22 protein-coding genes are annotated in these 23,877 nt (G+C 73.3%); 9 read left to right on the forward strand and 13 right to left on the reverse strand.

Annotated features, from left to right (window positions below; translation table 11 throughout):
- Nucleotides 1–371: 371 nt before the first annotated feature.
- Nucleotides 372–818, forward strand: coding sequence for a hypothetical protein (locus AMOR_RS07960; protein ID WP_248360273.1), 447 nt, complete (start codon nt 372–374; stop codon nt 816–818).
- Nucleotides 819–1,216: 398 nt separating this feature from the next.
- Complete coding sequence (locus AMOR_RS07965) at nt 1,217–2,542, forward strand: citrate (Si)-synthase (RefSeq protein WP_248360274.1); 1,326 nt, start codon at nt 1,217–1,219, stop codon at nt 2,540–2,542.
- Between the two features lie 215 nt (nt 2,543–2,757).
- Here AMOR_RS07965 and AMOR_RS07970 read toward each other — a convergent pair whose 3' ends face one another.
- The gene (locus AMOR_RS07970) at nt 2,758–3,984 is read right to left on the reverse strand and encodes a M23 family metallopeptidase (RefSeq protein ID WP_248360275.1); all 1,227 of its coding nucleotides are present in this window, start codon (nt 3,982–3,984) and stop codon (nt 2,758–2,760) included.
- A gap of 128 nt (nt 3,985–4,112) precedes the next feature.
- The gene (locus AMOR_RS07975; RefSeq protein ID WP_248360276.1) at nt 4,113–4,463 is read right to left on the reverse strand and encodes a DsrE family protein; all 351 of its coding nucleotides are present in this window, start codon (nt 4,461–4,463) and stop codon (nt 4,113–4,115) included.
- A gap of 48 nt (nt 4,464–4,511) precedes the next feature.
- On the opposite strand from AMOR_RS07975, the gene AMOR_RS07980 reads away from it, so the two are divergent.
- Nucleotides 4,512–6,131 carry a 30S ribosomal protein S1 gene (locus AMOR_RS07980; RefSeq protein WP_248360277.1) on the forward strand — a complete coding sequence of 540 codons (1,620 nt, stop codon included), beginning with the start codon at nt 4,512–4,514 and terminating at the stop codon, nt 6,129–6,131.
- Between the two features lie 72 nt (nt 6,132–6,203).
- Here the strand turns inward: AMOR_RS07980 and treZ are convergent, their stop codons facing one another.
- A complete protein-coding gene (gene treZ / locus AMOR_RS07985) occupies nt 6,204–7,895 on the reverse strand; it encodes a malto-oligosyltrehalose trehalohydrolase (RefSeq protein WP_248360278.1) in 1,692 nt (563 codons plus the stop codon).
- A 241-nt stretch (nt 7,896–8,136) separates the two neighbouring features.
- Between treZ and AMOR_RS07990 the strand changes: the two genes are divergently transcribed.
- From AMOR_RS07990 to AMOR_RS08000, 3 genes are all read left to right on the forward strand, one after another.
- On the forward strand, nt 8,137–9,924 hold the full coding sequence (locus AMOR_RS07990) for a phosphoenolpyruvate carboxykinase (GTP) (RefSeq protein ID WP_248360279.1): 1,788 nt from the start codon (nt 8,137–8,139) through the stop codon (nt 9,922–9,924).
- A 127-nt stretch (nt 9,925–10,051) separates the two neighbouring features.
- A complete protein-coding gene (locus tag AMOR_RS07995; protein WP_248360280.1) occupies nt 10,052–10,795 on the forward strand; it encodes an NRDE family protein in 744 nt (247 codons plus the stop codon).
- A gap of 35 nt (nt 10,796–10,830) precedes the next feature.
- Nucleotides 10,831–11,184, forward strand: a complete 354-nt coding sequence (locus tag AMOR_RS08000; protein WP_248360281.1) for a DUF971 domain-containing protein — start codon at nt 10,831–10,833, stop codon at nt 11,182–11,184.
- On the opposite strand, the gene AMOR_RS08005 is transcribed toward AMOR_RS08000, so the two are convergent.
- The 5 genes from AMOR_RS08005 to AMOR_RS08025 form a co-directional block, all read right to left on the reverse strand.
- The gene (locus AMOR_RS08005) at nt 11,181–12,089 is read right to left on the reverse strand and encodes an HD domain-containing phosphohydrolase (RefSeq protein ID WP_248360282.1); all 909 of its coding nucleotides are present in this window, start codon (nt 12,087–12,089) and stop codon (nt 11,181–11,183) included. The two genes, AMOR_RS08000 and AMOR_RS08005, sit on opposite strands and share 4 nt — an antisense overlap.
- 227 nt (nt 12,090–12,316) lie before the next feature.
- Nucleotides 12,317–12,808 (reverse strand): SsrA-binding protein SmpB, encoded by a 492-nt coding sequence (gene smpB, locus AMOR_RS08010; protein ID WP_248360283.1) that lies wholly within the window; start codon nt 12,806–12,808, stop codon nt 12,317–12,319.
- On the reverse strand, nt 12,805–13,674 hold the full coding sequence (panC, locus tag AMOR_RS08015) for a pantoate--beta-alanine ligase (RefSeq protein ID WP_404800951.1): 870 nt from the start codon (nt 13,672–13,674) through the stop codon (nt 12,805–12,807). Before panC ends, smpB begins: the two co-directional genes overlap by 4 nt.
- A gap of 67 nt (nt 13,675–13,741) precedes the next feature.
- Complete coding sequence (gene panB, locus AMOR_RS08020; protein WP_248360284.1) at nt 13,742–14,656, reverse strand: 3-methyl-2-oxobutanoate hydroxymethyltransferase; 915 nt, start codon at nt 14,654–14,656, stop codon at nt 13,742–13,744.
- 64 nt (nt 14,657–14,720) lie between these two features.
- Entirely contained in the window at nt 14,721–15,368 is a 648-nt protein-coding gene (locus AMOR_RS08025) for a deoxynucleoside kinase (RefSeq protein WP_248360285.1), read from the reverse strand.
- 204 nt (nt 15,369–15,572) lie between these two features.
- Here AMOR_RS08025 and AMOR_RS08030 point away from each other — a divergent pair, with 204 nt between their 5' ends.
- Nucleotides 15,573–15,839, forward strand: a complete 267-nt coding sequence (locus AMOR_RS08030) for a hypothetical protein (RefSeq protein ID WP_248360286.1) — start codon at nt 15,573–15,575, stop codon at nt 15,837–15,839.
- A 106-nt stretch (nt 15,840–15,945) separates the two neighbouring features.
- Here the strand turns inward: AMOR_RS08030 and rsmA are convergent, their stop codons facing one another.
- From rsmA to AMOR_RS08055, 5 genes are all read right to left on the reverse strand, one after another.
- On the reverse strand, nt 15,946–16,800 hold the full coding sequence (gene rsmA / locus AMOR_RS08035) for a 16S rRNA (adenine(1518)-N(6)/adenine(1519)-N(6))-dimethyltransferase RsmA (protein WP_248360287.1): 855 nt from the start codon (nt 16,798–16,800) through the stop codon (nt 15,946–15,948).
- Between the two features lie 46 nt (nt 16,801–16,846).
- On the reverse strand, nt 16,847–17,176 hold the full coding sequence (locus AMOR_RS08040) for an SPW repeat domain-containing protein (protein ID WP_248360288.1): 330 nt from the start codon (nt 17,174–17,176) through the stop codon (nt 16,847–16,849).
- An 80-nt stretch (nt 17,177–17,256) separates the two neighbouring features.
- A complete protein-coding gene (tsaD, locus tag AMOR_RS08045) occupies nt 17,257–18,258 on the reverse strand; it encodes a tRNA (adenosine(37)-N6)-threonylcarbamoyltransferase complex transferase subunit TsaD (protein WP_248360289.1) in 1,002 nt (333 codons plus the stop codon).
- 45 nt (nt 18,259–18,303) lie between these two features.
- On the reverse strand, nt 18,304–20,448 hold the full coding sequence (locus tag AMOR_RS08050) for a response regulator (RefSeq protein WP_248360290.1): 2,145 nt from the start codon (nt 20,446–20,448) through the stop codon (nt 18,304–18,306).
- A 98-nt stretch (nt 20,449–20,546) separates the two neighbouring features.
- Nucleotides 20,547–21,488 (reverse strand): diacylglycerol kinase family protein, encoded by a 942-nt coding sequence (locus tag AMOR_RS08055; protein ID WP_248360291.1) that lies wholly within the window; start codon nt 21,486–21,488, stop codon nt 20,547–20,549.
- On the opposite strand from AMOR_RS08055, the gene AMOR_RS08060 reads away from it, so the two are divergent.
- Together AMOR_RS08060 and AMOR_RS08065 are read left to right on the forward strand one after the other, a co-directional pair.
- Entirely contained in the window at nt 21,487–21,975 is a 489-nt protein-coding gene (locus AMOR_RS08060) for a tRNA (cytidine(34)-2'-O)-methyltransferase (RefSeq protein ID WP_248360292.1), read from the forward strand. The genes AMOR_RS08055 and AMOR_RS08060 overlap by 2 nt on opposite strands.
- A 34-nt stretch (nt 21,976–22,009) precedes the next feature.
- Nucleotides 22,010–23,860, forward strand: coding sequence for a DUF4388 domain-containing protein (locus tag AMOR_RS08065; RefSeq protein WP_248360293.1), 1,851 nt, complete (start codon nt 22,010–22,012; stop codon nt 23,858–23,860).
- The last annotated feature ends 17 nt before the right edge of the window (nt 23,861–23,877 follow it).

Raw genomic sequence — 23,877 nt, forward strand, 5'->3', positions numbered from 1 at the left:
CTCGCTCGGAGCAAAGTAGGGCCGACCCGGCGCTCCCGCCACGTGCTCGGGCGAGCGGAAGCCCCCTTCCCTTGGGTCGGAGGGGCGGGCGAGCGGTCGTCGGGCGAGCGGGCCCGGGACCGCATGACTCGAACCGCTCGACCCCGCCTCGCGGCGCGGGATCATCCCGAGCCCGACCGACAGCCGGCCGCCGTTCCAGGGCCGTGCCGCAAGCGACGGTCCACGGCGCAGCGGGCCGGTCGGGGGTCCGGTGTCAGAGGCCCCGACTACGGTCGCTCCGCCGCGCGCCCTCCACGTCCGCTCCGCCCATCCGGGCGCGCGGCGAACGGGGCGGCGGCGCGAATCCGTCCTCTCCGCGGAGGTCTCGAGAGATGGCCGTGAAGGTCATGGTGGCGCCCGCCATCGCGAAGGGTGAGCTCGCGAAGGCGGCGCCTGTGAAGAGGAAGAAGGAGCCCGGCGAGACGAAGCCGAAGCGCCGGCGCTCGTCCGTCTACGACGCCGACGGCAACGAGGTGTTCATCACCCTCATGTGCCTGAAGTGCCACAAGATGCGGCCGCTCTCGCAGTTCGGGCTCCGCAAGATGGCCGACGGCGCGATCCGGAACCAGCCCTGGTGCCGGAGCTGCCGCTCGGGCACCGGAGAGAAGCCGTCCGTCCGGGAGTCTGCAGAAACGGTGGACTCCACGGCGACCGAGGCCTCCCTCGGCGCGGAAGGCGCGGCCTCCGCGGCGGCGACGGCGGCGCCCGAGGCGCGGCGCCCGTCGAGCTCGATGGCGGCCGAGGTCGCCGCGGCGCTCGCGGCGGGCCTCCGGCGCTGATCGGGCGAGATACCCTTTTTTCCAGCGGCGCGGCATCCGATCGCTCGCCCTGCGCTCCCCAGCGCGGGAACATCGGAAGCGTGCGACTTTCGGCCGCATAGACTGCAATCGGGCTCAGCCGAAGGCATTACGAAAAGGGCCGGATCGCCCCCCGTCCGGGAGGGCCCCTTTCGCATCGCGCGGCGTCCGGCGCCATACGGGGCGCGGCGTCATGCTCCGCTGCGCGCGGGGGCGCGGTACGAGCCCTCGCTGCGCGCGAAAGTAGACAGCAAGACTCTACTAAATACGAGAGTTTAAGCGTTTGCGCGGCGGCCGCCGCCGCGAGTAGGATTCGGGCTCCTCGCTGACATCCGCGCTCGCATTTCCGCAGCTCAACCTTCCCCAGGCTGGAGTGATTCATGGCTGAGTCCACGCTCAAGCAGACGCTGAAGCAGAAGATCGAGGCCTTCCGCCCCCGGACCCAGAAGCTGAACAAGGAATTCGGCGAGGTGGTGATCGACAAGGTCAACATCGGCCAGGCGATCGGTGGCGCCCGTGACGTGCGCTGCCTCGTGACGGACATCTCCTACCTCGACCCCCAGGAAGGCATCCGCTTCCGCGGCAAGACGATCCCTGAGACCTTCGCGGCGCTCCCGAAGGTCCCTGGCAAGGAGCAGCCCTTCGTCGAGGGCTTCTTCTACTTCCTGCTCACGGGCGAGATCCCGACGATGGATCAGACGCAGGAGATCGTCGCCGACTGGAAGGCCCGCTCCGCGGTGCCCCAGTACGTCTTCGACGTGCTCCGCGCGATGCCGCGGGACTCGCACCCGATGACGATGTTCTCGACCGCGATCCTCGCGATGCAGCGTGAGTCGAAGTTCGCGAAGAAGTACGCGACCGGGACGATGAAGAAGAACGACATGTGGGAGCCGATGTACGAGGACTCGATGGACATCCTCGCCCGGCTGCCCGTGATCGGCGCGTACATCTACCGGATGAAGTACAAGGGCGACACGATCATCCCGGCGGATCCCAAGCTCGACTGGGGCGGCAACTTCGCCCACATGATGGGCATCCCCAACCCGTACGACGACGTCGCCCGCATGTACTTCATCCTCCACTCGGATCACGAGTCGGGGAACGTCTCGGCCCACACCACGCACCTCGTCGCCTCCGCGCTCAGCGACGCGTACTACTCGCTGTCCGCCGGCATCAACGGCCTCGCGGGCCCGCTGCACGGCCTCGCGAACCAGGAGGTGCTCGGCTGGATCAAGCAGACGATGAAGAAGCTGAACAACACGCTTCCCAGCAAGGAGCAGCTCAAGCAGTTCCTCTGGGACACGCTGAACTCGGGCCAGGTGATCCCGGGCTACGGCCACGCGGTGCTCCGCAAGACCGACCCGCGCTACGTCGCCCAGAACGAGTTCTCGAAGAAGCACCTCCCGAACGACCCGCTCTTCCAGCTCGTGAACATGATCTACGAGGTGGCGCCGGGCGTCCTCACGGAGCACGGCAAGACCAAGAACCCGTGGCCGAACGTCGACGCGCACTCGGGCGTGATCCAGGTGCACTACGGCGTGGTGGAGGAGGACTTCTACACGGTCCTCTTCGGCATCGGCCGCGCGCTCGGCGTGCTCGCGAACATCACGTGGGACCGCGGCCTCGGCTACGCGATCGAGCGCCCGAAGTCGGTCACCACGGACATGCTCGAGAAGTGGGCGCACGAGGGCGGCCGCAAGATCTAGCCCTCGCGTAGACCTGAAAGTGAAAGGGAGCCGCCCTCGGGCGGCTCCCTTTTTTTCCGCCCGTGCTGCGGCGCCACGCCGGCGTTTGCTGCCTACCGCTCGCCCCGAGCCTGTCGAGATCCGCGCCGGAGACGCCGCCGGCCTCCCGAGAAAAGACGAAGGGGAGCCGCCCGCGGGCAGCTCCCCGTTCCCGCTCCGTGCTGCGGGCGACGCGACTACCGCGCCGGCGCGGCCGTAGGCACCGGCGCGGCGGGCGCGGCCGCGGTGGGGATCGGCGAGGCGACCGGAGCGGCGGCGACGACCGTCCCGGAGAGCTGGGCGTCGAGCGCGGCGCGACGGGCCTCGAACGCCGGCTTCTGGCCCGCGTCGAGCGCGGCGCGGTGGGTGGGCTGCACCGCGAACGGATCGAGGATCGTCCCGTTCGCGTCCTCCATCTGGTAGTGCAGGTGGGCCGCGAACGAGTGGCCGCTGTTCCCCGAGACGGCGATCTGCTCGCCCTTCTTCACGCGCCGGCCGGGAACCATGTCCTTCGGCAGCACGTCGAGGTGCAGGTAGATCGCGTGGCGCCCCGTGGCCGCGTCCTTCACGTCGAGGCAGTTGCCGTTGCCGGCGAAGTTCCAGTTCCGGCGCTCGACCACGCCGTCGAAGGTGGCGAACACCGGGGTCCCGACCGGCGTGCGGAAGTCGACGCCCTTGTGGCGCCGGCCGTCGCGCAGGAGCGACGTCACCTGGTCGTAGTCGGCGACCGGGATCGTGACGAGGCGCTCCTCGAGCTCGGTGCCGTCGACGCGGTAGTACCGCGGCCACTTCGACCCCTGCGCCTGGAAGCGGTAGACCGCGAACGTGCGGCCGAGCTTCTGGGAGGCGAACCGGATGGCCTGCACCACCGGCTCGTTCGCGCCCGGCGCGCCCGGCGGCAGCGTCCCGGGCGGCTCGTAGACGATCTCGATCCGGTCGCCCCGGCGGCCGTCGTGCGAGACCTGCAGGTCCCACACGAGGAGCCGGTTCACGACCTGCGTGAGCTGCTCGGAGAAGCCGCGGTCCTGCGCGGGCATCGCCGCGGTGATCGACTCCTCGAGCGCGCCGGTGAGGTTCGCGGTGATGCGGCGCGGCCCGGAAGGGGCCTGCGCAGCCATCGGCGGCGCCGGAGCCGCGGGAGCGGCGGCCGCCGCTGGCGCCGCGACCGCCGCACCCGCCTCCGCTCCGGGCGTGGCCGCGGAAGCCCCTGCCGGGGCGGGAGCCGGCGCCGCCTGCGCGGCGGCACCCTTCCCGGTCGAGACGGTGACGGGGAAACGGCCGCCGGGCGCGGTCGCGCGGCCGAGCGCGAAGCCGCCGGCGGCGGTGACGAGGAACGCGATGGTGAGCACGAGACGGCCGAGGCCACGGCGCGGCGCACGGCCGCTGCGGGACGAGGGAGGCGGATCGAGAGACAGGGCGACCATAGGAAGGGCTCCGAGGGGTTGGGCGTACCCGAAAACGCCCGGCGCGGCTCCCATGTTCCGCGCTGGCGCAAGGTGCCCGACGGACCCGCCGAGCGCATGCCGCTGGCGAGGGAGCGCCCGCCCGGCCGCTAGAAGAAGAAGCGATCGACCACCCCTCGGCTCCACTCGATGATGGTGGGCCACCCCACCACGGCGTCGAGCGCTCGCTCGGCCGCGTCCAGCGCGACCTTCTGCTCGACGACGCTCGCGCTGCAGGCGACGAGACGGCAGGTCCCCGCCTCGCGTGCCCGGTGCAGGAGGCCGCCGGGCTCGTCCGGCTCCTCCCCGTGCGCTGCGACGAGGGCGGGCACGGCGGGTCCGAACAGGTAGACGTCGACCCGATCCCCGAGCGCGGCCGCGGCGAGGGCGCACGACCCGGCGAGGCGCAGCGCGCCCGCGTCCGCGTGCGAGAGGAAGACGACGACGCGCCGCTCGGCCATGCGCCCCTTTTACGCGAGACGCGAGGGCTCTGCTATAAGACGGCCCGCATGTCGGAAGAGAAGAAGCCCGAGTCCCAGGGTCCCGTCGTCATCCGCAAGGGCCACGTCCGGCCGCCGCCTCCCGGCTCGAAGATCGAGGAGCCGACGGTCGAGCCGCTCCCGCCGACGAGCGCCGCGCCGGCGCCCGTCGACAGCCGTCCGCTCTGGCAGCGCGTCGCCGACGAGCGCGGTCCGAAGGCCGCGCCGGGCGGCGCCGCTCCCGGTCCGCGCGGCGGCCACGGTCCGCGCTCCGGCGGCCCCGGCCCGCGCGGCGGGCGCCCCGGAGGACCCGGCGGCGCTCCCGGCCGGCCCGGCGGCGACCGGCCGCGCCGCGATCGCGAGGACCGGCGCGAGGCGCGCGGTGAGCGGCAGGAGCCGCCGTCGCCGGCGATGCGCGGCGAGCCGCCGCCGGCGCCCGAGGTGGCGGCGCCCGACGAGGGCTCGTTCGCGGACATGCTCGCGCAGACGGACTCGGCCCCGCGGCGCCGGTTCCAGGTCGGCGAGAAGGTCGCCGGCAAGATCATCCAGATCGGCGAGGGCGTCGCGTTCCTCGAGCTCGGCTCGGGCCTCGCGGACGCGCTCATCGAGACGGTCGAGCTGACCGACACCGAAGGGAACGTCACCGCGCGCGTCGGCGACATCATCGACGGCGTCGTCATCCACGCCGACGAGCGCGGCGCCATCGTCTCGAAGGGCCGCGCCCACGCGACCCGCGATCACGCCCGCGAGGCGGTGATCGAGGCGGCGCAGAGCGGGCTGCCGGTCGAGGGCATCGTGAAGGGCGTGAACAAGGGCGGCCTCGAGGTCGAGGTCCACGGCGTCCGCGCCTTCTGCCCGGTGTCGCAGATCGACGTCCGCTTCGTCGCCGATACGGCGTCGTTCGTGGGCCAGAAGCTCCAGTTCAGGGTCCAGAAGGCCGACCAGCGCGACGTGGTGCTGTCCCGGCGCGCGCTCCTCGAGGAGGAGCGCGCGGCGAAGGCACGCGCGACGCGCGAGAAGCTCGCGCCGGGCGCCGTGCTCGACGGGATCGTGACGAGCGTCCAGGACTACGGCGCGTTCGTGGACCTCGGAGGCATCGAGGGGCTCGTGCACGTCTCCGAGCTCTCCTGGGATCGCGTGTCGAAGCCGCAGGACCTGCTCAAGGCCGGCGACGCCGTGCAGGTGCAGGTGCTCCGGATCGACGAGGATCCGAAGAAGGGCGAGCGCATCGGCCTCTCGGTGCGCGCCCTCACGCCGAGGCCGGAGCCGGTCGCCTCGCCGGAGAAGCCGGCGCGGGCCGCGCCGCCGCCGCCCCCGCGCGTGGGCGACGTCGTCGAGGCGACGGTCGACAAGATCGAGCCGTTCGGCGTGTTCGTCCGCTTCGCGGGCGGCCGCGGCCTGGTCCCCGCCGCGGAGACCGGCACGCCCCGCGGCTCCGATCTCCGCAAGAGCTTCAAGGTCGGCGACACGCTGCACGCCCTCGTCTCGGCCATCGACGAGCAGGGCCGGATCCGGCTCTCGAAGACCGAGGCGGAGCACGCGGCGGAGCGCGCCGAGGCCCGCGCTTACATGGAGAAGTCGCCCCGCGCGTCCGGGAAGGGCTTCGGCACGCTCGGCGATCTCCTCCGCCAGAAGCTCGAGAAGAAGTAGCGCGGCCTCGCTGCGTACGCGGCTGGCGCGCTCCGGGGGCGGACGCCGGTCGCGGCGCGCGCGGCGAGCCCGCTAGCCTTCCCGCAGCTCCACGCTCCATGGCCCGAGGCCCCCGGCCGGCGCCGCGCCGAGGTTCGCGCGGACGAGGAGCCCCGGCCGCCGGAGCGTGACGGCGGCCCCGTCCAGCGTCACCTCGGGCCAGCGCGCCGCGATCGCGGGCAGGTGCCGCCGCCGGAGCGCGAGACAGCGGCGGTAGTGCGCGAGCAGCTCGCCGTGGCGGCCGTCGCGGCGGGGCGCGAGCCTCGATCGAAGGAACGTCTCCTCCGCCTGCGGATCCGGCACCGCCTCGACCCCCTCCGCGATGAACTCCGCCTTCCGGCCTTCGCTGACGGCCTTCGCGAGCCCGGGATCGGAGTGGCTCGTGAAGTAGAGGAAGGGCCTCGTCTCCCCGTACTCCTCGCCCATGAAGAGGAGCGGCGTGCCGGAGCCGAGGAGGACCAGCGTCGAGATCGGGTAGAGCGCCTCCCAGGGGACGAGCGTCGAGAGCCGCTCGCCGCGCGGCCGGTTGCCGACCTGGTCGTGGTTCTGGGCGCAGGTGACGAAGCGCGCCGGGGCGAGGCCGCGCGTGGGCGTCCCGTGCGGCCGGCCGCGGAACGCCGAGCGCTGGCCCTGGTAGACGAAGCCTCCCGCGAGCGCCGCGGCGACGTCCTCCTTCCGCCCGAAGTCGGCGAGGAACTTGCCACCCTCCCCGGTGACGAGCGCGTGGAGCGCGTGGTGCAGATCGTCGGCCCAGACGGCGGAGCAGCCCCAGCCCTCCGGCGGCGGATCGAGGACCTTGCGGTCGTTCTCGTCGTTCTCGGCCACGACGTGGACGCGGCGCCCGGCGCGGCGCCCCACGTCGTGGACCGCCTCGCACAGCTCCGCGACGAGGTGACGCGGGGCCCCGTCCTGGATCGCGTGCGTCGCGTCGAGCCGCAGGACGTCCACGCGGAAGTCGCGTACCCACTGGACCGCCGCGCCGATCATGAAGCGCCGGACGACGCCCGCGCCCGGGCCGTCGAAGTCGAGCCCGTCGCCCCACAGCGTGTGGTGGCGATCGGTGAAGTACGGCGCGAACGCCGCCAGGTAGTTCCCCTCCGGGCCGAGGTGGTTGTAGACGACGTCGAGGCACACGGCGAGTCCGAGCCCGTGCGCGCGATCCACGAAGCGCTGGAGCGCGGCGGGCCCGCCGTACGCCTCGTGCACCGCGTACGGTGCCACGCCGTCGTACCCCCAGTTCCGATCCCCGGGGAACGGCTGCAGCGGCATCAGCTGGACGCACGTGACGCCCAGCTCGACGAGCCCGGGGAGGCGCTCCGCGGCCGCGTCGAGCGTTCCCTCCGGGGTGAACGTGCCGACGTGCAGCTCGTAGAAGACGAGCTCCTCCAGGGCGCGCCCGGTGAACCCGCCGTTCCGCCACGCGTGCCGCGCGGGGTCGAAGATCTGCGAGGGCCCATGCACGCCGTCGGGCTGACGCCGGGACGCCGGGTCGGGCCGCGTCTCGCCACCCGGCAGGACGAACGCGTAGCGATCGCCGTGCCCGGCGCCCGGCACCTCGGCGACGCGCCAGCCTTCGCCGTCGTCCTCGAGCGGGTGGTCGCGTCCGCGGACCCGGACGGCGAGTCCGTCCACCGCGGGAGCCCACACGCGGAAGCGGACCGCATGACGCGACATCTCGGGCCCGTGCGGGCGAGGCGAGGCGCGGCGATCTTCCCTCTCTGGCATGCGCTGGAAGCTAGATCCGCAGCGGCGTTCCGTCGCCGCGGGCGAGCGGGCGAGCCGGTTTGTTTGCGACCATCCGTTCCCGGCGACAGTTTCCCGGGTGAGTTGGAAAACGGGGCTCGACTCTGTAACCAGACGTGCGCTAGCTTGGGTCCCCCTTCAGCCTGGATCCCTCTTCAGAGCGCCCGACATCGTCTGAATCCAGGCCCTTTTTTCGTAACACCGCAAAAAAGGAAAAATCCGGATGCACACGTCTTCCGAGCGCCCCACGACGAACGCCCATCTCCTCGGCTGGGTCGAGGAGATGGCCAAGCTCTGCAAACCCGACCGCGTCTACTGGTGCGACGGGTCCGAGGCGGAGAAGAAGCGGCTGACCGAGGAGGCCGTCGCCGCGAAGGTCCTCATCCCCCTCGACCAGAAGAAGTGGCCCGGCTGCTACTACCACCACTCGAACCCGAACGACGTCGCGCGCGTCGAGCACCTCACCTTCATCTGCACCCCGACGAAGGAGGACGCGGGTCCGACGAACAACTGGATGGAGCCGAAGGAGGCGTACCGGAAGCTCGGCGCGCTATACGACGGCGCGATGAAGGGCCGCACGATGTACGTGGTGCCCTACGTGATGGGCCCGGCGACCTCGCCCTTCTCGAAGGTCGGCATCGAGATCACCGACTCCGTCTACGTGGCGCTCAACATGGGGATCATGGCGCGGATGGGGAAGGTCGCGCTCGATCGCCTCGGCCAGTCCAACGAGTTCAACCGCGGCCTCCACTCCGTCGCGGACTGCAACCCGGAGCGGCGCTTCATCTGCCACTTCCCGCAGGACAACACGATCTGGTCCATCGGATCGGGCTACGGCGGAAACGCGCTCCTCGGCAAGAAGTGCCTCGCGCTCCGCATCGCGAGCTACCTCGCGAAGAACGAGGGCTGGCTCGCCGAGCACATGCTCATCCTCGAGGCGGAGAGCCCGACGGGCGAGAAGCAGTACGTCGCCGCCGCGTTCCCCTCCGCCTGCGGCAAGACCAACTTCGCGATGATGATCCCGCCCGCCGTGTTCAAGGGCTGGAAGATCCGCACCGTCGGCGACGACATCAGCTGGATGCGCGTCGGCGAGGACGGGCGGCTCTGGGCGGTGAACCCCGAGAACGGCTACTTCGGCGTCGCCCCCGGCACGAACCGGAAGACGAACCCGAACGCGATGGACTCGGTCCGCAAGGACACGCTCTTCACCAACGTCGCCCGCACCGCCGACGGCGACATCTGGTGGGAGGGCTGGGACACCGAGGCGCCGCCCGAGCTCACCGACTGGAAGGGCCAGCACTGGAAGAAGGGCTCGCCCGACAAGGCGGCGCACCCGAACAGCCGCTTCACCGCGCCCGCGAAGAACAACCCGGCCATCTCGCCGTCCGTGGACGATCCGAAGGGCGTGCCGATCTCCGCGATCATCTTCGGCGGCCGCCGCTCCACGACGGTGCCGCTCGTCCTCGAGGCCTTCAACTGGACGCACGGCGTCTACCTCGGCGCGACGATGGGATCCGAGACGACCGCCGCCGCGACCGGCCAGGTCGGCGTCGTCCGCCGGGACCCCATGGCGATGCTGCCGTTCTGCGGCTACGACGCGGGCAGCTACTTCCAGCACTGGCTCGACATGCAGACGCGGATCCCGCACCCGCCCAAGGTCTACATGGTGAACTGGTTCCGGAAGAGCGCGGAAGGCAAGTTCCTGTGGCCGGGCTACGGCGACAACATGCGCGTCCTCAAGTGGATGCTCGACCGCGCGGCCGGCCGCGTCGGCGCGCAGGAGACGCTCCTCGGCAACACGCCGAAGGCGGGCGATCTCGACCTGACCGGCCTCGACGCGCCGAAGGAGAACGTCGCCGCCGCGACGAAGATCGACCTCGGCGAGTGGGAGCAGGAGCTCGAGTCGCAGGCCGAGTGGTTCGACAAGCTCGGGAAGACGCTGCCGAAGCCCATCGCGCTCCAGCGCGAGATGCTGCTCGAGCGGGTCCGCTCCGCGCGCAAGGTGAAGTAAGGCGCCCCGCGACGAGCGGGTGGTCTCTCGCGGGCCCGGCGCCGTCTCGGCGCCGGGCCCGTCCTTCTTCCGGAGGCACCGGCGCGGCCCGCCGCCCACGCGACAGCGGAGCCGAGCCCACGTCGACATGTGCACCCTCGCCGTCGCCTTCCAGACCGACCGCCGCTGGCCGGTGATCGTCGCCGCGAACCGCGACGAGCGCCTCGGCCGCGCCGCCGAGGGCTGGGCGATCCGCTCGGATCCGGACGGCGGACGGTACGCCGCGCCCCGCGACCTGCTCGCCGGCGGCACCTGGATCGGGGTCTCCGAGCGCGGCCTCGTCGCGGCCCTCACCAACTTCCACGCGCCCGCGACCTGGTACCCCGATCCCGCGCGCCGCTCCCGCGGCGAGCTCGTGCCGCTCGCGCTCCGCGCGCCGGACGCGGCGACCGCCCGCACCGCCACGACGGCGCTCGACGCGCACCAGTGGAACCCGTTCCACCTCGTGGTGGCCGACGCGCGCGACGCGTTCCTGTGGTGGTACGACGGCGAGACCGCGGCGGTCGAGCCGCTCGCGCCCGGCCTGCACGTGGTCACCGAGACCTCCCCGCACGGCGATGACCCGCGCAGCGAGGTGGTCCGCGCCCGCTGGCCGCTCGACCCGAGCATCCCGAGGCTGCACGACCTGCTCACGAGGCACGCGCCGGTCACGGCCTTCGGCGCCGCGACCTGCATCCACATGGATCCGGCGTACGGCACCCGCTCCTCGGCCATCCTGCGCCTCGCGCCGGATCTCGCCGCCTCCGAGCTCTACGCCACCGACGCCCGCCCCTGCCTCGCGCCGCACGAGGATCGGTCCGCGCTGCTCGCCGCCCTCGCGCGCTCGGCTTGACGGGGGGCCCCGCGCGCGCCATGTAGATCTCCGCCATGGGACTCCTCGACCGCATCTCCTTCCAGAAAGAGACCGCCGAGCCGCCGGAGGCGATCGACGTCACCGAGAAGAACGAGATCCGGATCCGCTGGCCCGGCGGGCCGCAGGTGGACATCCCGGCGTTCGTCCTCCGCGACTTCTGCCCGTGCGCCGGCTGCATCGAGGAGGGCACCGGCCGGAAGATCCTCGATCCCGCGACGATCCCGGCGGACATCCGGCCGCTCGAGATCGTCCCGGTCGGCAGCTATGCCGTCCAGATCCAGTGGTCGGACGGTCACAACACCGGGCTCTACACGTGGAAGACGCTGCGGGACGTGTCGGGGCTGCGGGACCCGCGGCAGCAGTCCTAGAGCAGGCTCCGCGCCGGCGCCGAGACGGGCGCGTACCGGTTCTCGTCCGGCGCGTGCCCCTCGCGCGGCACGCCGAAGCGGACGTCCCGGGGGTCTCCGGACCCGCCGCGAAGCGCGTGCACGAGCAGCTTCACCGTGTTGCCGTCCGCGTGCTGCGCCACCACCTCGGCGACGAGGACGTCGGCGGCGCCGCGGGCGTCGTACGCGCTCGAGCGGTACGGCCGCGGGTGCGTCAGCGCGGCGAACGCGCTCGCGACGGCGATGACCTCGATCGCGCGCGACGGCGGCGCGGCGAGCCCCGGGTACCCTTGCCCGCACCGCCAGTGATGGCTCCGCGCGGCGGAGACGGCCGGGTGGACCCCGAGCACCACCGCGAGGTGATACGCGCCCAGGAGCGGGTGCGCGGCGATCCGGTGCGCGTCGCCGGCGCCGAGCGCCGCGCCGTGCCGCAGGTGCAGGCTCCGGGGGACGTGGCGCATGCCCAGATCGTGGAGGAGCGCCGCCGCGGCGAGCGAGGGCAGCGCCTGGGCCGGCCCGACCGCGGCGAGCAGCATCCGGATCGCGACGGCCGCCGTCGCGAACGCGTGCTGGTGAACGATCGGCAGCTCGCGCCGGATCACCTCCAGCTCCTCGAGGAGCACGTCCGGCAGCGTGGCGGCGAGGAGCATCCGCTCGACCGCCGCGCGGGCGTCGGCGCGGGCGAACAGCGGCGCGTAAACGGGAGCGTCGAGCGCGGCGCGCACGTCGCAGGCGAGCCGCGTGTCGCCGAGGAGACGGCGTGGCAGCGGAGGCGCCGCCTGCCCGGCCTCCGCGATCGCCTCCGGCGACACGACCAGGCCTCTGCGGCCGATCACCTCGCCGCGGCAATCGACCAGATCTTCCGCGAGCGTGAGCCGATCGAACACGCGTTCACGAGGCTAGCAGAGCGGATCGCGCGCGGGGAACCGACGCCCCATCGTGACCTGCAGCCGGGGTCCCTGGCCCCCGGGGAGGCGGCGGAAAGGCGAGGCTCACCCTCACTCCGGGCGAGTCAGGCATCCCCGCTCGCGGCCCGACGCAGCGTTCGCGCCGCGCTGCGGCAGCGGCCGCCCGCGGGCTCGCGTGAGGTCCCCGGCGGCGCGCCTCCGGCGCGCTAGCGCCGCCGTCCTCTCGACATCGCGCGGTCGATCTCCCGCTTCGACTCCCGCTCGGCGATCACGTCCCGCCGGTCCTCGTGGGACCGGCCCTTCGCGAGGCCGATCTCGACCTTGGCCCAGCCCTCCTTGAAGTAGAGCCGGAGCGGGATGAGCGTGTAGCCGCGCTGCTCGACCTTGCCCCGGATGCGGTCGAGCTCGGCGCGCTTCATGAGGAGCTTCCGGTCCCGGAGCGGCTCGTGGCCGAAGTGGGCGGCCTGCTTGTACTCGCCGATCCGGCAGTTCACGAGGTAGAGCTCGTCGCCCCGGGGCTGGGCGTAAGCGTCGGACAGGTTGACGTTCCCCTCGCGGAGGGACTTCACCTCGCTGCCGACGAGCGAGAGGCCGGCCTCCCAGGCGTCCTCGATCGCGTAGTCGAACCGCGCCCGGCGGTTCGTCGCCACGACCTTCACGCCCTCGTCGACCGGCTTCTTCCCGCCGCCCTTCTTCATGGCAGCCGGCCGTTGTCGATGAGCCGCGTCGCGCCGACGTACGCCGCGACCAGCATCACGCTGCCGGGCGCCGCGACGTCGACGGGCCGGAGGGTCTCCGGGTGGACGATCTCGACGTAGTCCACCCTCGCCGGCGCCGCCTCGAGGCGCGCTCGCGCCCGGGCCCGGAGCGCGGCCGCGTCGCGCTCGCCTCGCGCGGTCGCCTCCTGCGCCTCGCGCACCGACCGCGAGAGCGCGACCGCGCGGGCCCGCTCGTCCGCCGAGAGATAGGCGTTCCGGGACGATAGGGCGAGCCCGTCCGGCTCGCGCACGATGGGCATCCCCAGCACCTCGAGCCCGAAGGCGAGATCGCGGACCATCGCCCGGATCACCGCGAGCTGCTGGAAGTCCTTCTCGCCGAAGAGCGCCACGTGCGGGCGGGTGAGGTTGAAGAGCTTCGTCACCACCGTCGCGACGCCGCGGAAGTGCCCGGGCCGGGACGCGCCGCAGAGCCCCTGCGAGACGCCCGACACGTCCACCCAGGTCTCGTGGCCCGGCGCGAACATGCTCCGCGGGTCCGAGGGCGCGAGCACCCAGTCGATCCCCGCCTCCCCGCACTTCCGGAGGTCGCCGTCGAGGTCGCGCGGGTAGCGCGACAGGTCCTCGGTCGGGCCGAACTGCGTCGGGTTCACGAAGATGCTCGCGACGGCGAGGCCGGGGCCACCCGCCACGTCGGCTCTGCGCCGGGCCTCGCGCAGGAGCGAGAGGTGCCCGGCGTGGAGGTACCCCATCGTCGGCACGAGGGCGATGCGCGCACCCCCGTCGCGGGCGGCGGCGCAGCGCGCCTGCCACGCGGCGGGTTCGGTGATGAGCTCGGGCGTCTTCAAGGATGGCGACTCCGGCGCGGGCGGCGGGGCCGCCAGCGCGGGTGAACGAGCGGTCGCGGAGCTTAGCCTAGATCGGCGCGCCCATGGCGTCGGGCGGCTCCTCGCGATCGTTCTCGGGCGTCACGGGCACGAGCCGCACCGCGCTCGAGTGGAAGCTGTGCGCGTCTGCGGGGAAGGTCCGGGCCTTCACCTCGCCCACGTACGCGCCGACGGCGCCCTTCACGGCGGCGCCGAGCTCCCCGAAGCGCTTCACGAACTTGGGGGTGAACGCGTCGTCGAGGCCGAGGAGATCGTTCAGCACGAGGACCTGGCCATCGCAGTGCGGGCCGGCGCCGATGCCGATCGTCGGGATCCGGAGCTGGCCCGAGACGATGCGGGCAAGCTCGGCGGGGATGCACTCGAGGACGAGGGCATAGCAGCCGGCCGCCTCGAGGGCGCGCGCGTCCTTGAGGAGCTGCTGCGCCTTCTCCGAGTCCTTCCCCTGCACGACGTACCCGCCCATTTTGTGAACCGACTGCGGCGTGAGGCCGATGTGCCCCATCACCGGCACGCCCGCGCGCACGATCCGGCGGATCACCTCGCCGAACTCCGCGCCGCCCTCGAGCTTCACGGCCTCGACGCCGCCCTCCGCCGCGAGGCGCATCGCGCTCTTCACCGCCTCGTCGGGGCTCGCCTGGTAGCTCCCGAAGGAGAGGTCGCCCACGAGGTGGGCGCGACCGTCGCCGCGCGCGAGCCCGCGCCGGACGGCGGCGCAGTGGTACGTCATCTGCTCGAGGGTGACGGGGAGCGTGGAGTCGTGCCCCTGCACGACCATCCCCAGGGAGTCTCCGACCAGCACGACGTCCGCGCCGGCGGCGGCGACGAGGCGCGCCGCGGTGGCGTCGTAGGCGGTGACGACGGCGATCTTCTCGCCGGCTTCCTTCATCCGGCGGAGCTCGTGAACGGTCACGTGCTTCCGCGGACCGGCGGTGTGGCTCGACATGACGGTGATACCTCCGGTGTAGGCCCCTCGCGGGGTCCTGCCCATTGGTGCAAGGGGGGAAATTCTAATACGTCCGCGTCCCGAGCGGAACGTAGTGCTGCGTACCCTTGCGGTGCTTCCGGATGACGGTGAGCAGCGCCTCGAGATCCTCGGCGTTGCCCTCCAGATCGATGTCGCTCGTGTTGACGACGAGGAGCGGCGTGTCGTCGTAGTGGAAGAAGAAGTCGCTGTACGCCTTCGCGAGCGCCTCGAGGTAGCCCGCGTCCATGCCGCGCTCGTAGTCGCGCCCCCGCTTCTTGATGCGCGTGGCGAGCACGTCGACGCGGGCCTGGAGGTAGATCACGAGGTCGGGCCGGACCACCCGCGGGCCGAGCAGGTCGTAGACCTGCTGGTACAGCGCGAGCTCGTTCGGATCGAGGGTGAGCGAGGCGAAGATCCGGTCCTTCGCGAACAGGTAGTCGGCGATCGTCGACCGCGAGAACAGGTCCTGCTGGAACAGCGCCTGCTGCTGCTGGAAGCGCGAGAGCAGGAAGAAGAGCTGCGCCTGGAACGCGTGCTTGCGCCGATCGGCGTAGAACCCGGGGAGGAACGGATTCTCGTCCGCCTGCTCGGGGACGAGCCTCCCCCCGAGGCGCTCCGCGAGGATGTGCGCCAGCGTCGTCTTGCCGACGCCTATCGGGCCTTCCACGGCGATGTAGCGGGGGCGCTCCATGGGCGGATGTGCGCGGGAACGCGGGAGATTGCCACGCCGACCGGTCGCCCGCAAGGCGGGGGCGACCGTGGGATCGCCTCCCGTGTGTGACATCCGGATCGCGGATCCCGTGATCCAATGATCATGGTGCCCATTGACAGTGCACGCCACCGCACGTATCGTCACGCCAGATTTCGCGGTGTACCAGGTCGGGAGGAGCTCGCGATGGGCAGGCGGATCGCGGTCGGGGAAGAGGTCGCCACCAGGGCGGCGCGGACCACGGAGGACGGGATCGACCCGGCCTTCCACCGCGCCATCCTCAAGATCGCGCTCGAGCTCAAGAAGCCCAACGCGCCCAGCTACGACGCCATCGTGGTCGCGACCATCCGGTCGATGAAGCTCGACCCGGTCGCCTTCCGGCGGTACCTCGGCGAGAACGGGGCCCGCAACATGAGCCTCCTCCTCGCGACCGCGCGCACCGGCGCCCTCTAGGCGCCGGCGAAGGGTTCACGGGCGCCCGTTCGACCGGTGGGTTGGGGCGAGCGGGGAGTTTGGGGAGTTTGCGGACGGGCGCCCGTGAAGTGCAGAGCCGTCCCCGTCACGATTCCGCAGCGACCGGTCCCAGCGCCCGGTCCAGCGCGGCCCACTCCGCGAGCGTGAGCGTCTCGCCGCGGCGGCCCGGATCGACGCCGGTGGTCGCGAGCGCGGCCCGCAGCGCCTCCGGGTCCGCGATCTTCCCCGCCTCGAGCGCGTTCCGCAGGGTCTTCCGCCGCTGCGCGAACCCCGCCTTGACCAGCCGCCGGAAGCGGGCCGGGTCCGCGACCGCGTCGGCGGGCGGCCGGAACAGCGCGCAGAGGACCGCGCTGTCGACCTTCGGCGGCGGCCAGAACGCGCCGGGCCGCACGATGCGCTCGACCGAGACGTCCGCCTCGCGCTGCAGGAGGACCGACAGGACGCCCCAGTCGCGCGATCCGGGAGGCGCGGCGAGCCGCTCGGCGACCTCGCGCTGGAGGAGGAACACCGCGCGGAGCACGTGAGGCGCCTGGTCGAGGAGCGAGAACAGGATGGGGCTCGTCAGGTGGTACGGGAGGTTCCCGACGACGGAGAGCTTCCCGCCGCTCCCGAAGCGCCGCGCCAGCTCCGGGAGATCGAGGCGCGCGGCGTCCGCCTCGAGCAGCGTGATCCGCTCGCCCAGCTCGCCGCGGAGCACCCTCGCCATGTCGCGATCGCGCTCGACCGCGACCACCCGCGCGCCGCGGGCCACGAGCCGGGCGGTGAGGTGACCGAGGCCGGCGCCGAGCTCGAGCACGGTCTCGCCGGGCCGCGGCGCCGCGAGCCGCGCGATGTCGTCGAGGATCGCCTCGTCGCCGAGGAAGTTCTGGCCCCAGCTCTTCTTGGCGCGGAGGTCGTACCGGTCGAGGAGCGCGCGCGGGCTCGGGTAGCGTTCGGTCATCGGGCCCGAGTATCACCCGGCGCGGCGCGCCCGTCGCGGACGGCGCTCAGGTCGTCGTCGCGACGTCGCGGCGGCGGCGGTCGCGCGTCCGCCCGTCGGTCGCCGCCGCCCACATCACGAGCACGCCGAGCGCCATGTCGTGGAACGCGAACCCGCTCGCGGCGTAGTGCAGGGCGAAGGGGGCGACGAGCGCCCACGCCCCGAGGATGAACGTGAGCAGCCGGAACTGCGGGATCCCCATCGAGAGGAACGCGAGGAGGAAGATCGCGAGTCCGAGGAACACGTGATTCGCGAACTCGGGGGAGCCCGGGCCGGCGATGAACGCGGACGCGAGGAACCAGACGCCGAAGGCGACGTTGAACCAGCGGGGTGCCATGTGGGGTTTGCCTCTCCCAGAGAAGATGCGCAGGCCGTGCGCGCGTGACAGCGGGCTGCCGGGTGGGCACCCCGACGCCGCTACAGACGCCAGGCCGGGTCCGCGTTCAGCTCCGGCCCGGCGCGCTCGCCCCGCAGGTACGCGTGGGTCCCGGCGACCGCGATCATCGCGGCGTTGTCGGTGCAGAGCTTCACCGCCGGGAGGAACACGCTCATCCCCTCGTACTCTGCGGCCCGCGCCGCGGCCGCCGCGCGGAGCCGGCTGTTCGCCGCGACGCCGCCGGAGAGGACGAGGCGGTCGAACTGGAGGCGGCGCGCCGCCCGGAACGCCTTCTCGACGAGCGCCCGCACGATCGCCTCCTGGTAGCTCGCGCAGAGATCCGCGAGCCCCCTCCCCTCCGGGACGCCGTGCTTCTTCACGTGGTGCAGGAGCGCGGTCTTGAGGCCGGAGAAGCTGAAGTCGAGGTCGGCGCCCTTCACGATGGCCTTCGGGAACCGGATCGCGCCGGGGTCGCCCTCCCTGGCGAGTCGGTCGATGGCGACGCCACCGGGGTACGGCAGGCCGAGCAGCTTCGCCCCCTTGTCGAACGCCTCGCCGGCGGCGTCGTCGCGCGTGTGCCCGAGGAGCTGGTACTCGCCGAACGCGCGCGCCGCGTAGAGCGAGGTGTGCCCGCCCGAGACGACGAGACCGAGGAAGGGGAACGCCGGCGCAGTCTCGGCGAGGAACGCGGCGACGAGGTGGCCCTCGAGGTGGTTCACGCGGACGAGCGGCTTCCCCCACGCCGCCGCGAGCGCCTTCGCGGCCTGGACCCCGACCAGCAGCGCGCCCACCAGCCCCGGCCCGCTCGTCACGGCGATGGCGTCGACGCCGTCCGGCCCGACACCCGCCCGCGAGAGCGCCTCGTCCACGACCGGCATCACCTGCACGACGTGGTTCCGGCTCGCGAGCTCGGGAACCACCCCGCCCCAGCGCCGGTGCACGTCGATCTGGGTCGCCACGACGTCCGAGAGCGCCCGCCGCCCGTCCTCGACGACGGCGGCCGCGGTCTCGTCGCAGCTCGTTTCGATGCCCAGGACGCGCATGGGCGGGGAACCTAACCCGGTCGCCCGCCGCGCGCGAGCCCTCGTCTACTGCAGCTGCTTCGCGAGGATCTCGCGGACGGCCCGGGCCTGCTCGCTCCGGGGCTCGAGCTGGAGGAAGCGCTGGTACGCGGCGCGGGCCTGGGGCGCGCGGCCCTCGCCCTGGTGGATCTCGCCGAGGAGCAACCAGGCGGGCGCGTAGCCGCCGTCGAGCGCCACCGCGCGATCGAGCTCGCGGAGCGCGTCCCTCGAGCGGTTCGCGTCGTACAGCGCCCGCGCGAGGCCGACGTGGCCCGGCGCGGTCTGCCGGATCGCGAGCGCGCGGCGATAGTCGTCGATCGCGTCCATGAACCGGCCGCTCTCGTACTTCTTCTCGGCGATCGCGAGCAGGCGGCGCGCGTCCGCGTCGTCGTGCCGTGGCGCGGGTGGCGGCGCCGCGGGCGCGGCGGGCGAGGCCCCGGCGGTCGCAGCGGCCGGCGCGGGCGCGGCGGGCGGCGCCGCGGGGCTGGGAGTCGGGGGCTGCGCCTCCGCGGCCGCCTGCGCGGGCGCGGGCGCGGCGACGGCATCGGCCGGCGCCGGCGCGCGCGGAACCGGGACGGGAGCGACCGCGGCCGCCGCGGGCGTCGAAGGTGCGGCGGCAGGGCTCCGCCGGCCGAGGAAGGCGATCGCCGCGACCACGACCGCGATCACGGCCGCGACGACGATCGGCGCCTTCGACCGGCGCCGCGACGCGTCCTCCGCGCCGGGCCCGGAGGCGGGCTCCGGCGGGACCGGCGCGCCGGGCTCGACCGCCGCGGGCGTCGGCTCCGGCTGCGGGCGCGTCGCCGTCGCGGCCTGCTGCGCGGCGGCGGTGCGGGGCCCGTGCCCGCGCGCCGCGATCGAGGGCGGCGGCGGGATCGAGCCCGGCGGCGGCATGGGCATCGAGTACTGCGTGGGCGGGCGGTACGCGGCCGGCGCCGCGGGCGCCGGGGCGGGGTCGGCGTCCTCGGTCCGCTCGCGGCGGCGCTCCGGGAAGCGCAGGATCTTGGAGTCTGCGGCCTCGGCGGGTCCGCCGGCGGTCGCCATCGCCCCGCCGCCGGGCGCGCCGGCGCCGCCGGGCACCGGACCCGCGAACCAGTCGACGCCCTCCGGCTCGGGGTGCGGCTCCGGCGCGCGCGCGGCCGGCTCCTCCGCCGGGACCTCGGCGGACGGCTCCGGCCGGAAGGGCGGCGCGGGCGCAGGCGGCGGAGCCGCCTCGACGGGCAAGAGCGCCGCCTCCTTGATGATGCCCTCGAAGAAGAGCTTCGAGATCACGCCGGCCGCCGCGAGGTCGTCGTAGTCCGCCTCGTCGATGACCTCCTCGAGCGTGCGCCGGCCGTCGAACAGCCGCAGCAGCGCGTTCACCTCGTCCGGGATCTCCGCGAGCCGCTCGGAGAGGAGCGCGTAGTCGAGCTCGAAGGGCCGGTCGAGGCGCGGCAGCTGCTCGACGATCCGGCCCCACTCGTCGATCCGGCGCATGCCCTCCATGAGGAGGCCCTGCGTCGAGACCGGGATCCGCTCGTCCCGCTCGATCGCCTTGAACTCGATGGCGAACTCGCCGTCCTGCCAGTTGAGGAGCCGGTAGAAGGCGTTCTCGCCGGTGACCTTGCCGCCGAGCTCGCAGTCGAGGATCCGGCCGTCCTTGAAGTAGCAGATGGCCTCGACGCCCTTCGTGCTCTTGACGTGCAGCGCGCCGGACTTCTTTCCCATCTCGAGCGTCTGCACGAGGTCGACGACGCCCATGTCGGCGAGGTTGCCCGCGAAGCTCGCCTTGAGGTCCTTCTTCTCGAGCCGCTCCTTCTCCTTCTTCTGCAGCAGGATGCGGACGCGGGTGACGATCTCCTTGATGTAGATGGGCTTCGTCAGGTAGTCCTCGACGCCCAGCTCGAGGCCCTTCACCTTGTACTCGACCGACTTCTGGCCGGTCAGGAAGATGAACGGCGTGCCGCGGTACCGGTCGTCCTCCTTGAGGCGGCGGCACAGCTCGAACCCGTCCATCTCCGGCATCTTCGTGTCCGACAGGACGAGGTCCGGCGGGGAGATCGCGCACTTCTCGAGCGCGTCGCGGCCGTTCACGGCGGTCGTGACCGAGAAGCCCGCCTTCTTGAGCGAGACCTCCATCACCCGCAGCGACTTCGGGTCGCCGTCGACGAGGAGCAGGTGCTGCTTCGCCAAGGTGTCGCCTTTCCGCGCCTTTTCGGCGCGCGCCGGTTCCGGGGATCAGGCACCGGAACGGGTGCCGAGTCAAGGCGACGGCGGTGTGGGCGCGGGGCTCACGGCAGCACGATCTCGATGCCCGGACCGGTCGAGACCCGGACCCGGCGCTCGGCCGCGTAGAGGTCCCCGTCGATGGTGAAGCGGAGCCGCTCCGCCTCGACGAGGAGGTCGCGGGTCACCTCGTCCTGCGCGTGCCGGCGCTTCCAGGGCCGGCCCGCGTGGATCCGCCTGAGCGCGAGCGCGATCTGGAGCGGCGTGGCGGTGACGCCGACGGCGTGGAACGACCCCGGCTGCTCGGCGCAGCGGTGGAACACCTTGAACCCGAAGCCGATGTCCGGCGTCGAGCCGGCGACGAGCGCCAGGTAGCTCGCGTCGGGCCACTCGTCGCCGTCGGTGACGACGCGCAGCGGCTCGCGGCGCGTCAGCGACGCCGCGAAGCGGCCGCCCGCGAGCGCCGAGCCGACCGCCCGGACGAGCAGCGCCGCCGCGGTGAGCGGTGACGGGCTGTCGCCCTGGTAGTACGCCTCGAGGAACGTGACGACGACCCCCGTCCCGAAGATGAAGCCGAACCGCGGCGGGCCGCCGTCGGCCTCGACGCAGAGGAGGTCGCGCTCGACGGTCCGGAGCGGATATCCGTGGCGGCGACGGATCAGCACCTCGCGCAGGATCGAGTCGGGCCCGCCGCGGATGTGATGGCCGTGGGCGACGGTGTTCATGGCGCCACCCCGAAGGAGGAGGAGCTTCGGCAGGGGCTCGGCGCCGTAGGCGCGGGCGAAGGCGGTGAGGACGTAGTGGCCGGTCCCGTCGCCGCCGTTCACGCCGAGGACCTCGATCTTCGCTGCGCGGAACCGCTCGACGGCGCGCGCGAGCTCCTCCGGCGTCGAGGCGTCGACGACCTCCCCGTCGTCCCCGAGCCGCTCGCGGAGGCGGCGCGCGATCCCGGGGTGGCGGCGGTTGCGCCGGGACCGGGGGTTGTTCACGATGCCGATGCCGCCCATGCCGCCTCTGCCCCTCGTCGACCCGCCCCTGCAGATCGTCCTGGTCTCGCCGCAGATCCCGCCCAACACCGGCAACGTCGCGCGCACGTGCGCGGTGACCGGCGCGGGCCTCCACCTCGTCGGACCGCTCGGGTTCTCGCTCGACGAGAAGAGCCTGCTGCGCGCCGGCCTCGACTACTGGTCCGAGATCGCCCCCCGCGTCCACCGCGACTGGCCCGAATTTGAAGCGACGGCGCTCCGCGGTCAAATCGAAAAGTTGCACCTCTTCACCGCACGTGCGGATCGCACCCTCTTCGACGCGACGTTCGCGCCGGGCGACTTCCTCGTCTTCGGGCATGAGCAGCTCGGGCTGCCCCCCGCGCTCCTCGCGGCGTGGCCGGAGCGGCAGGTCGCCATCCCGATGCGGGAGGGCATGCGCAGCCTCAACCTGGCCGTGGCCGCGGGCGTCGCGCTCTACGCTGCGTACGGGTCGCTGCGCGCGCGGTGAAGGCCGGCGCCCCTTCGGGTAAGATGCGCGCCGGATGAGCATCCTCCACGAGCCCGGAGATCTCGCGCAGACGCCGCTCGCGGCCGTGCTGCTCGAGGCGCTGAACCTCCGGGCGAGCGGGGTGCTCGCCGTCGAGCACGGGGGTGGGACGTCGCGGCTCTGGTTCCGCGATGGCCGGCCGGTCGGGGCGCAGGTGTTCGCCGGATTCCGGCCGCTCGGGCACATGCTCCTCCAGGCGGGGCTCATCGACATCGACGCGCTGTCGCGCAGCCTCGCCGAGATGGCCCGGACGGGCCGCCCGCAGGGCGAGCTCCTCCTGGAGATGGGCGTGGTGTCGCGCGCGGACGTGGACCGCGCGCTCACCGAGCAGCAGGCGGGGTACTTCGCGCTCATCGCCGCGCTCGAGCGCGGAGGATACCGGTTCGATCCGGCGGCGGAGGTCCCCGCCTGGACCCGCTCGAGCCTCCTGTCGCCGTTGCGCACGATCGTCGACGCGCTCGAGCGACCTCAGGCGGGGGCGCTCGTCGTGTCCGCGCTGCAGCCGGTGGCGTCCGGCGGCGTCCGGCTCTCGTCGGGGTACGCCGAGGTGGAGGGCGCGTTCCGCTGGACCGCCGCGGAGCGGGCGCTGGTCTCGCGCATCGTCCGGGCCGCCGGGCTCGACGCCTTCTTCTCGGCGTCGGACGTCCGGCCGGAGCGGGCGCGGGCGATCCTCTCGGCCCTGCTCCTGCTCGGGCTGGCGGTGCCGGCCACCGCCGCGCCCGGCGACACCGGCGCGGCCCTCGTCCGCGAGGAGCTCGACATCCTCGAGCTGGACGCGACCGACGCGCCGGCCTGGACGCCGCCGCCGATCCCGACGACGGCGACGGCGACGGCGATCCCGCGGCCGGTCGCGGCGGCGGCTCCGTCGCCGACGCCGCCCGCGACTGCGGAGGGCACGAGTCCCGGGCCAGCTTCCACGGGCCACGGGACGCGGGTCAGGGGCGCGGAGAGACCGGGCGCGGCCACGGGCACGCCGCCCGCTGCGACCGCGACGCGTCGCAGCGATCCCGCCGAGGCTCGCGCGCGCCGCCAGCGCCTCCTGCAGCAGGCGATGAAGAACATGGGCGTCGGTCCGTTCGCCGGCGCCCGCCCATCCTCCGCGACGCCGACGCCGGCGCCGGCGCCGGCCGAGACGGTCCCCGCCGCTGCGCCGCCGGGGTCGGCCGAGGACGGGCTCCGGAAGGCGCTCCTCGCGATCGCGCCCCGCGCGAAGGAGCGGGACCTCTTCGTGCGTCTCGACGTGCCTGCGACCGCGACGCGCGACGACGTGAAGAAGGCGTTCCTCGCCCTCGCGCGCCAGTTCCACCCGGACCGCTTCGCGTCGCCTGCGCTCCGGGACCTCTCGGAGACGGTGCGGGACTTCTTCACCGCCGTGAACGAGGCGTACGAGGTCCTCTCCGACGACCGCCGCCGGGCCGAGTACCTCGCGCTGCGGAAGTCGGGCGCGGGCGTCCCGCAGGCGCAGGTGGACTCGGCGCGCGTCGACTTCCAGAAGGCCGAGGCGTGCCTCCGGACGCGCGACTTCCCGCGCGCGCGCGGGTTCTACGAGTCCGCCATCCGCGCGAACCCGCGCCCCGAGTACCAGGCTGCGCTCGCGTTCGCGCTGATCCTGGACCCGGTGCGGCGAGACCGCGAGCGGGCGCGCGCGCTCCTCGAGGAGGCGACCCGCGACGCCTCCTGCGATCGCGCGCAGTACGTCGCCGGCATCCTCGCCCGTGACGAGGGCGACGACGCGCGCGCCGAGCGGCTGTTCCGGGCCGCGACGGTCGCGAACCCGCGGAACGCCGACGCGCTCCGGGAGCTCCGGGCCATCGAGGCTCGGCGCGCCGAGCGGCGCGGCCGGTAGCGGCGGCGGCGCCGCGG

It is taken from the genome of Anaeromyxobacter oryzae, assembly GCF_023169945.1.
GTDB classification, from domain to species: domain Bacteria; phylum Myxococcota; class Myxococcia; order Myxococcales; family Anaeromyxobacteraceae; genus Anaeromyxobacter; species Anaeromyxobacter oryzae.

Coding starts and splice junctions, on each gene's coding strand:
- AMOR_RS07960 (WP_248360273.1), top strand. CDS start 372: ATGGCCGTGAAGGTCATGGTGGCGCCCGCCATCGCGAAGGGTGAGCTC.
- AMOR_RS07965 (WP_248360274.1), top strand. CDS start 1,217: ATGGCTGAGTCCACGCTCAAGCAGACGCTGAAGCAGAAGATCGAGGCC.
- AMOR_RS07970 (WP_248360275.1), bottom strand. CDS start 3,984: ATGGTCGCCCTGTCTCTCGATCCGCCTCCCTCGTCCCGCAGCGGCCGT.
- AMOR_RS07975 (WP_248360276.1), bottom strand. CDS start 4,463: ATGGCCGAGCGGCGCGTCGTCGTCTTCCTCTCGCACGCGGACGCGGGC.
- AMOR_RS07980 (WP_248360277.1), top strand. CDS start 4,512: ATGTCGGAAGAGAAGAAGCCCGAGTCCCAGGGTCCCGTCGTCATCCGC.
- treZ (WP_248360278.1), bottom strand. CDS start 7,895: ATGCCAGAGAGGGAAGATCGCCGCGCCTCGCCTCGCCCGCACGGGCCC.
- AMOR_RS07990 (WP_248360279.1), top strand. CDS start 8,137: ATGCACACGTCTTCCGAGCGCCCCACGACGAACGCCCATCTCCTCGGC.
- AMOR_RS07995 (WP_248360280.1), top strand. CDS start 10,052: ATGTGCACCCTCGCCGTCGCCTTCCAGACCGACCGCCGCTGGCCGGTG.
- AMOR_RS08000 (WP_248360281.1), top strand. CDS start 10,831: ATGGGACTCCTCGACCGCATCTCCTTCCAGAAAGAGACCGCCGAGCCG.
- smpB (WP_248360283.1), bottom strand. CDS start 12,808: ATGAAGAAGGGCGGCGGGAAGAAGCCGGTCGACGAGGGCGTGAAGGTC.
- panB (WP_248360284.1), bottom strand. CDS start 14,656: ATGTCGAGCCACACCGCCGGTCCGCGGAAGCACGTGACCGTTCACGAG.
- AMOR_RS08025 (WP_248360285.1), bottom strand. CDS start 15,368: ATGGAGCGCCCCCGCTACATCGCCGTGGAAGGCCCGATAGGCGTCGGC.
- AMOR_RS08030 (WP_248360286.1), top strand. CDS start 15,573: ATGGGCAGGCGGATCGCGGTCGGGGAAGAGGTCGCCACCAGGGCGGCG.
- rsmA (WP_248360287.1), bottom strand. CDS start 16,800: ATGACCGAACGCTACCCGAGCCCGCGCGCGCTCCTCGACCGGTACGAC.
- AMOR_RS08040 (WP_248360288.1), bottom strand. CDS start 17,176: ATGGCACCCCGCTGGTTCAACGTCGCCTTCGGCGTCTGGTTCCTCGCG.
- tsaD (WP_248360289.1), bottom strand. CDS start 18,258: ATGCGCGTCCTGGGCATCGAAACGAGCTGCGACGAGACCGCGGCCGCC.
- AMOR_RS08060 (WP_248360292.1), top strand. CDS start 21,487: ATGCCGCCTCTGCCCCTCGTCGACCCGCCCCTGCAGATCGTCCTGGTC.
- AMOR_RS08055 (WP_248360291.1), bottom strand. CDS start 21,488: ATGGGCGGCATCGGCATCGTGAACAACCCCCGGTCCCGGCGCAACCGC.
- AMOR_RS08065 (WP_248360293.1), top strand. CDS start 22,010: ATGAGCATCCTCCACGAGCCCGGAGATCTCGCGCAGACGCCGCTCGCG.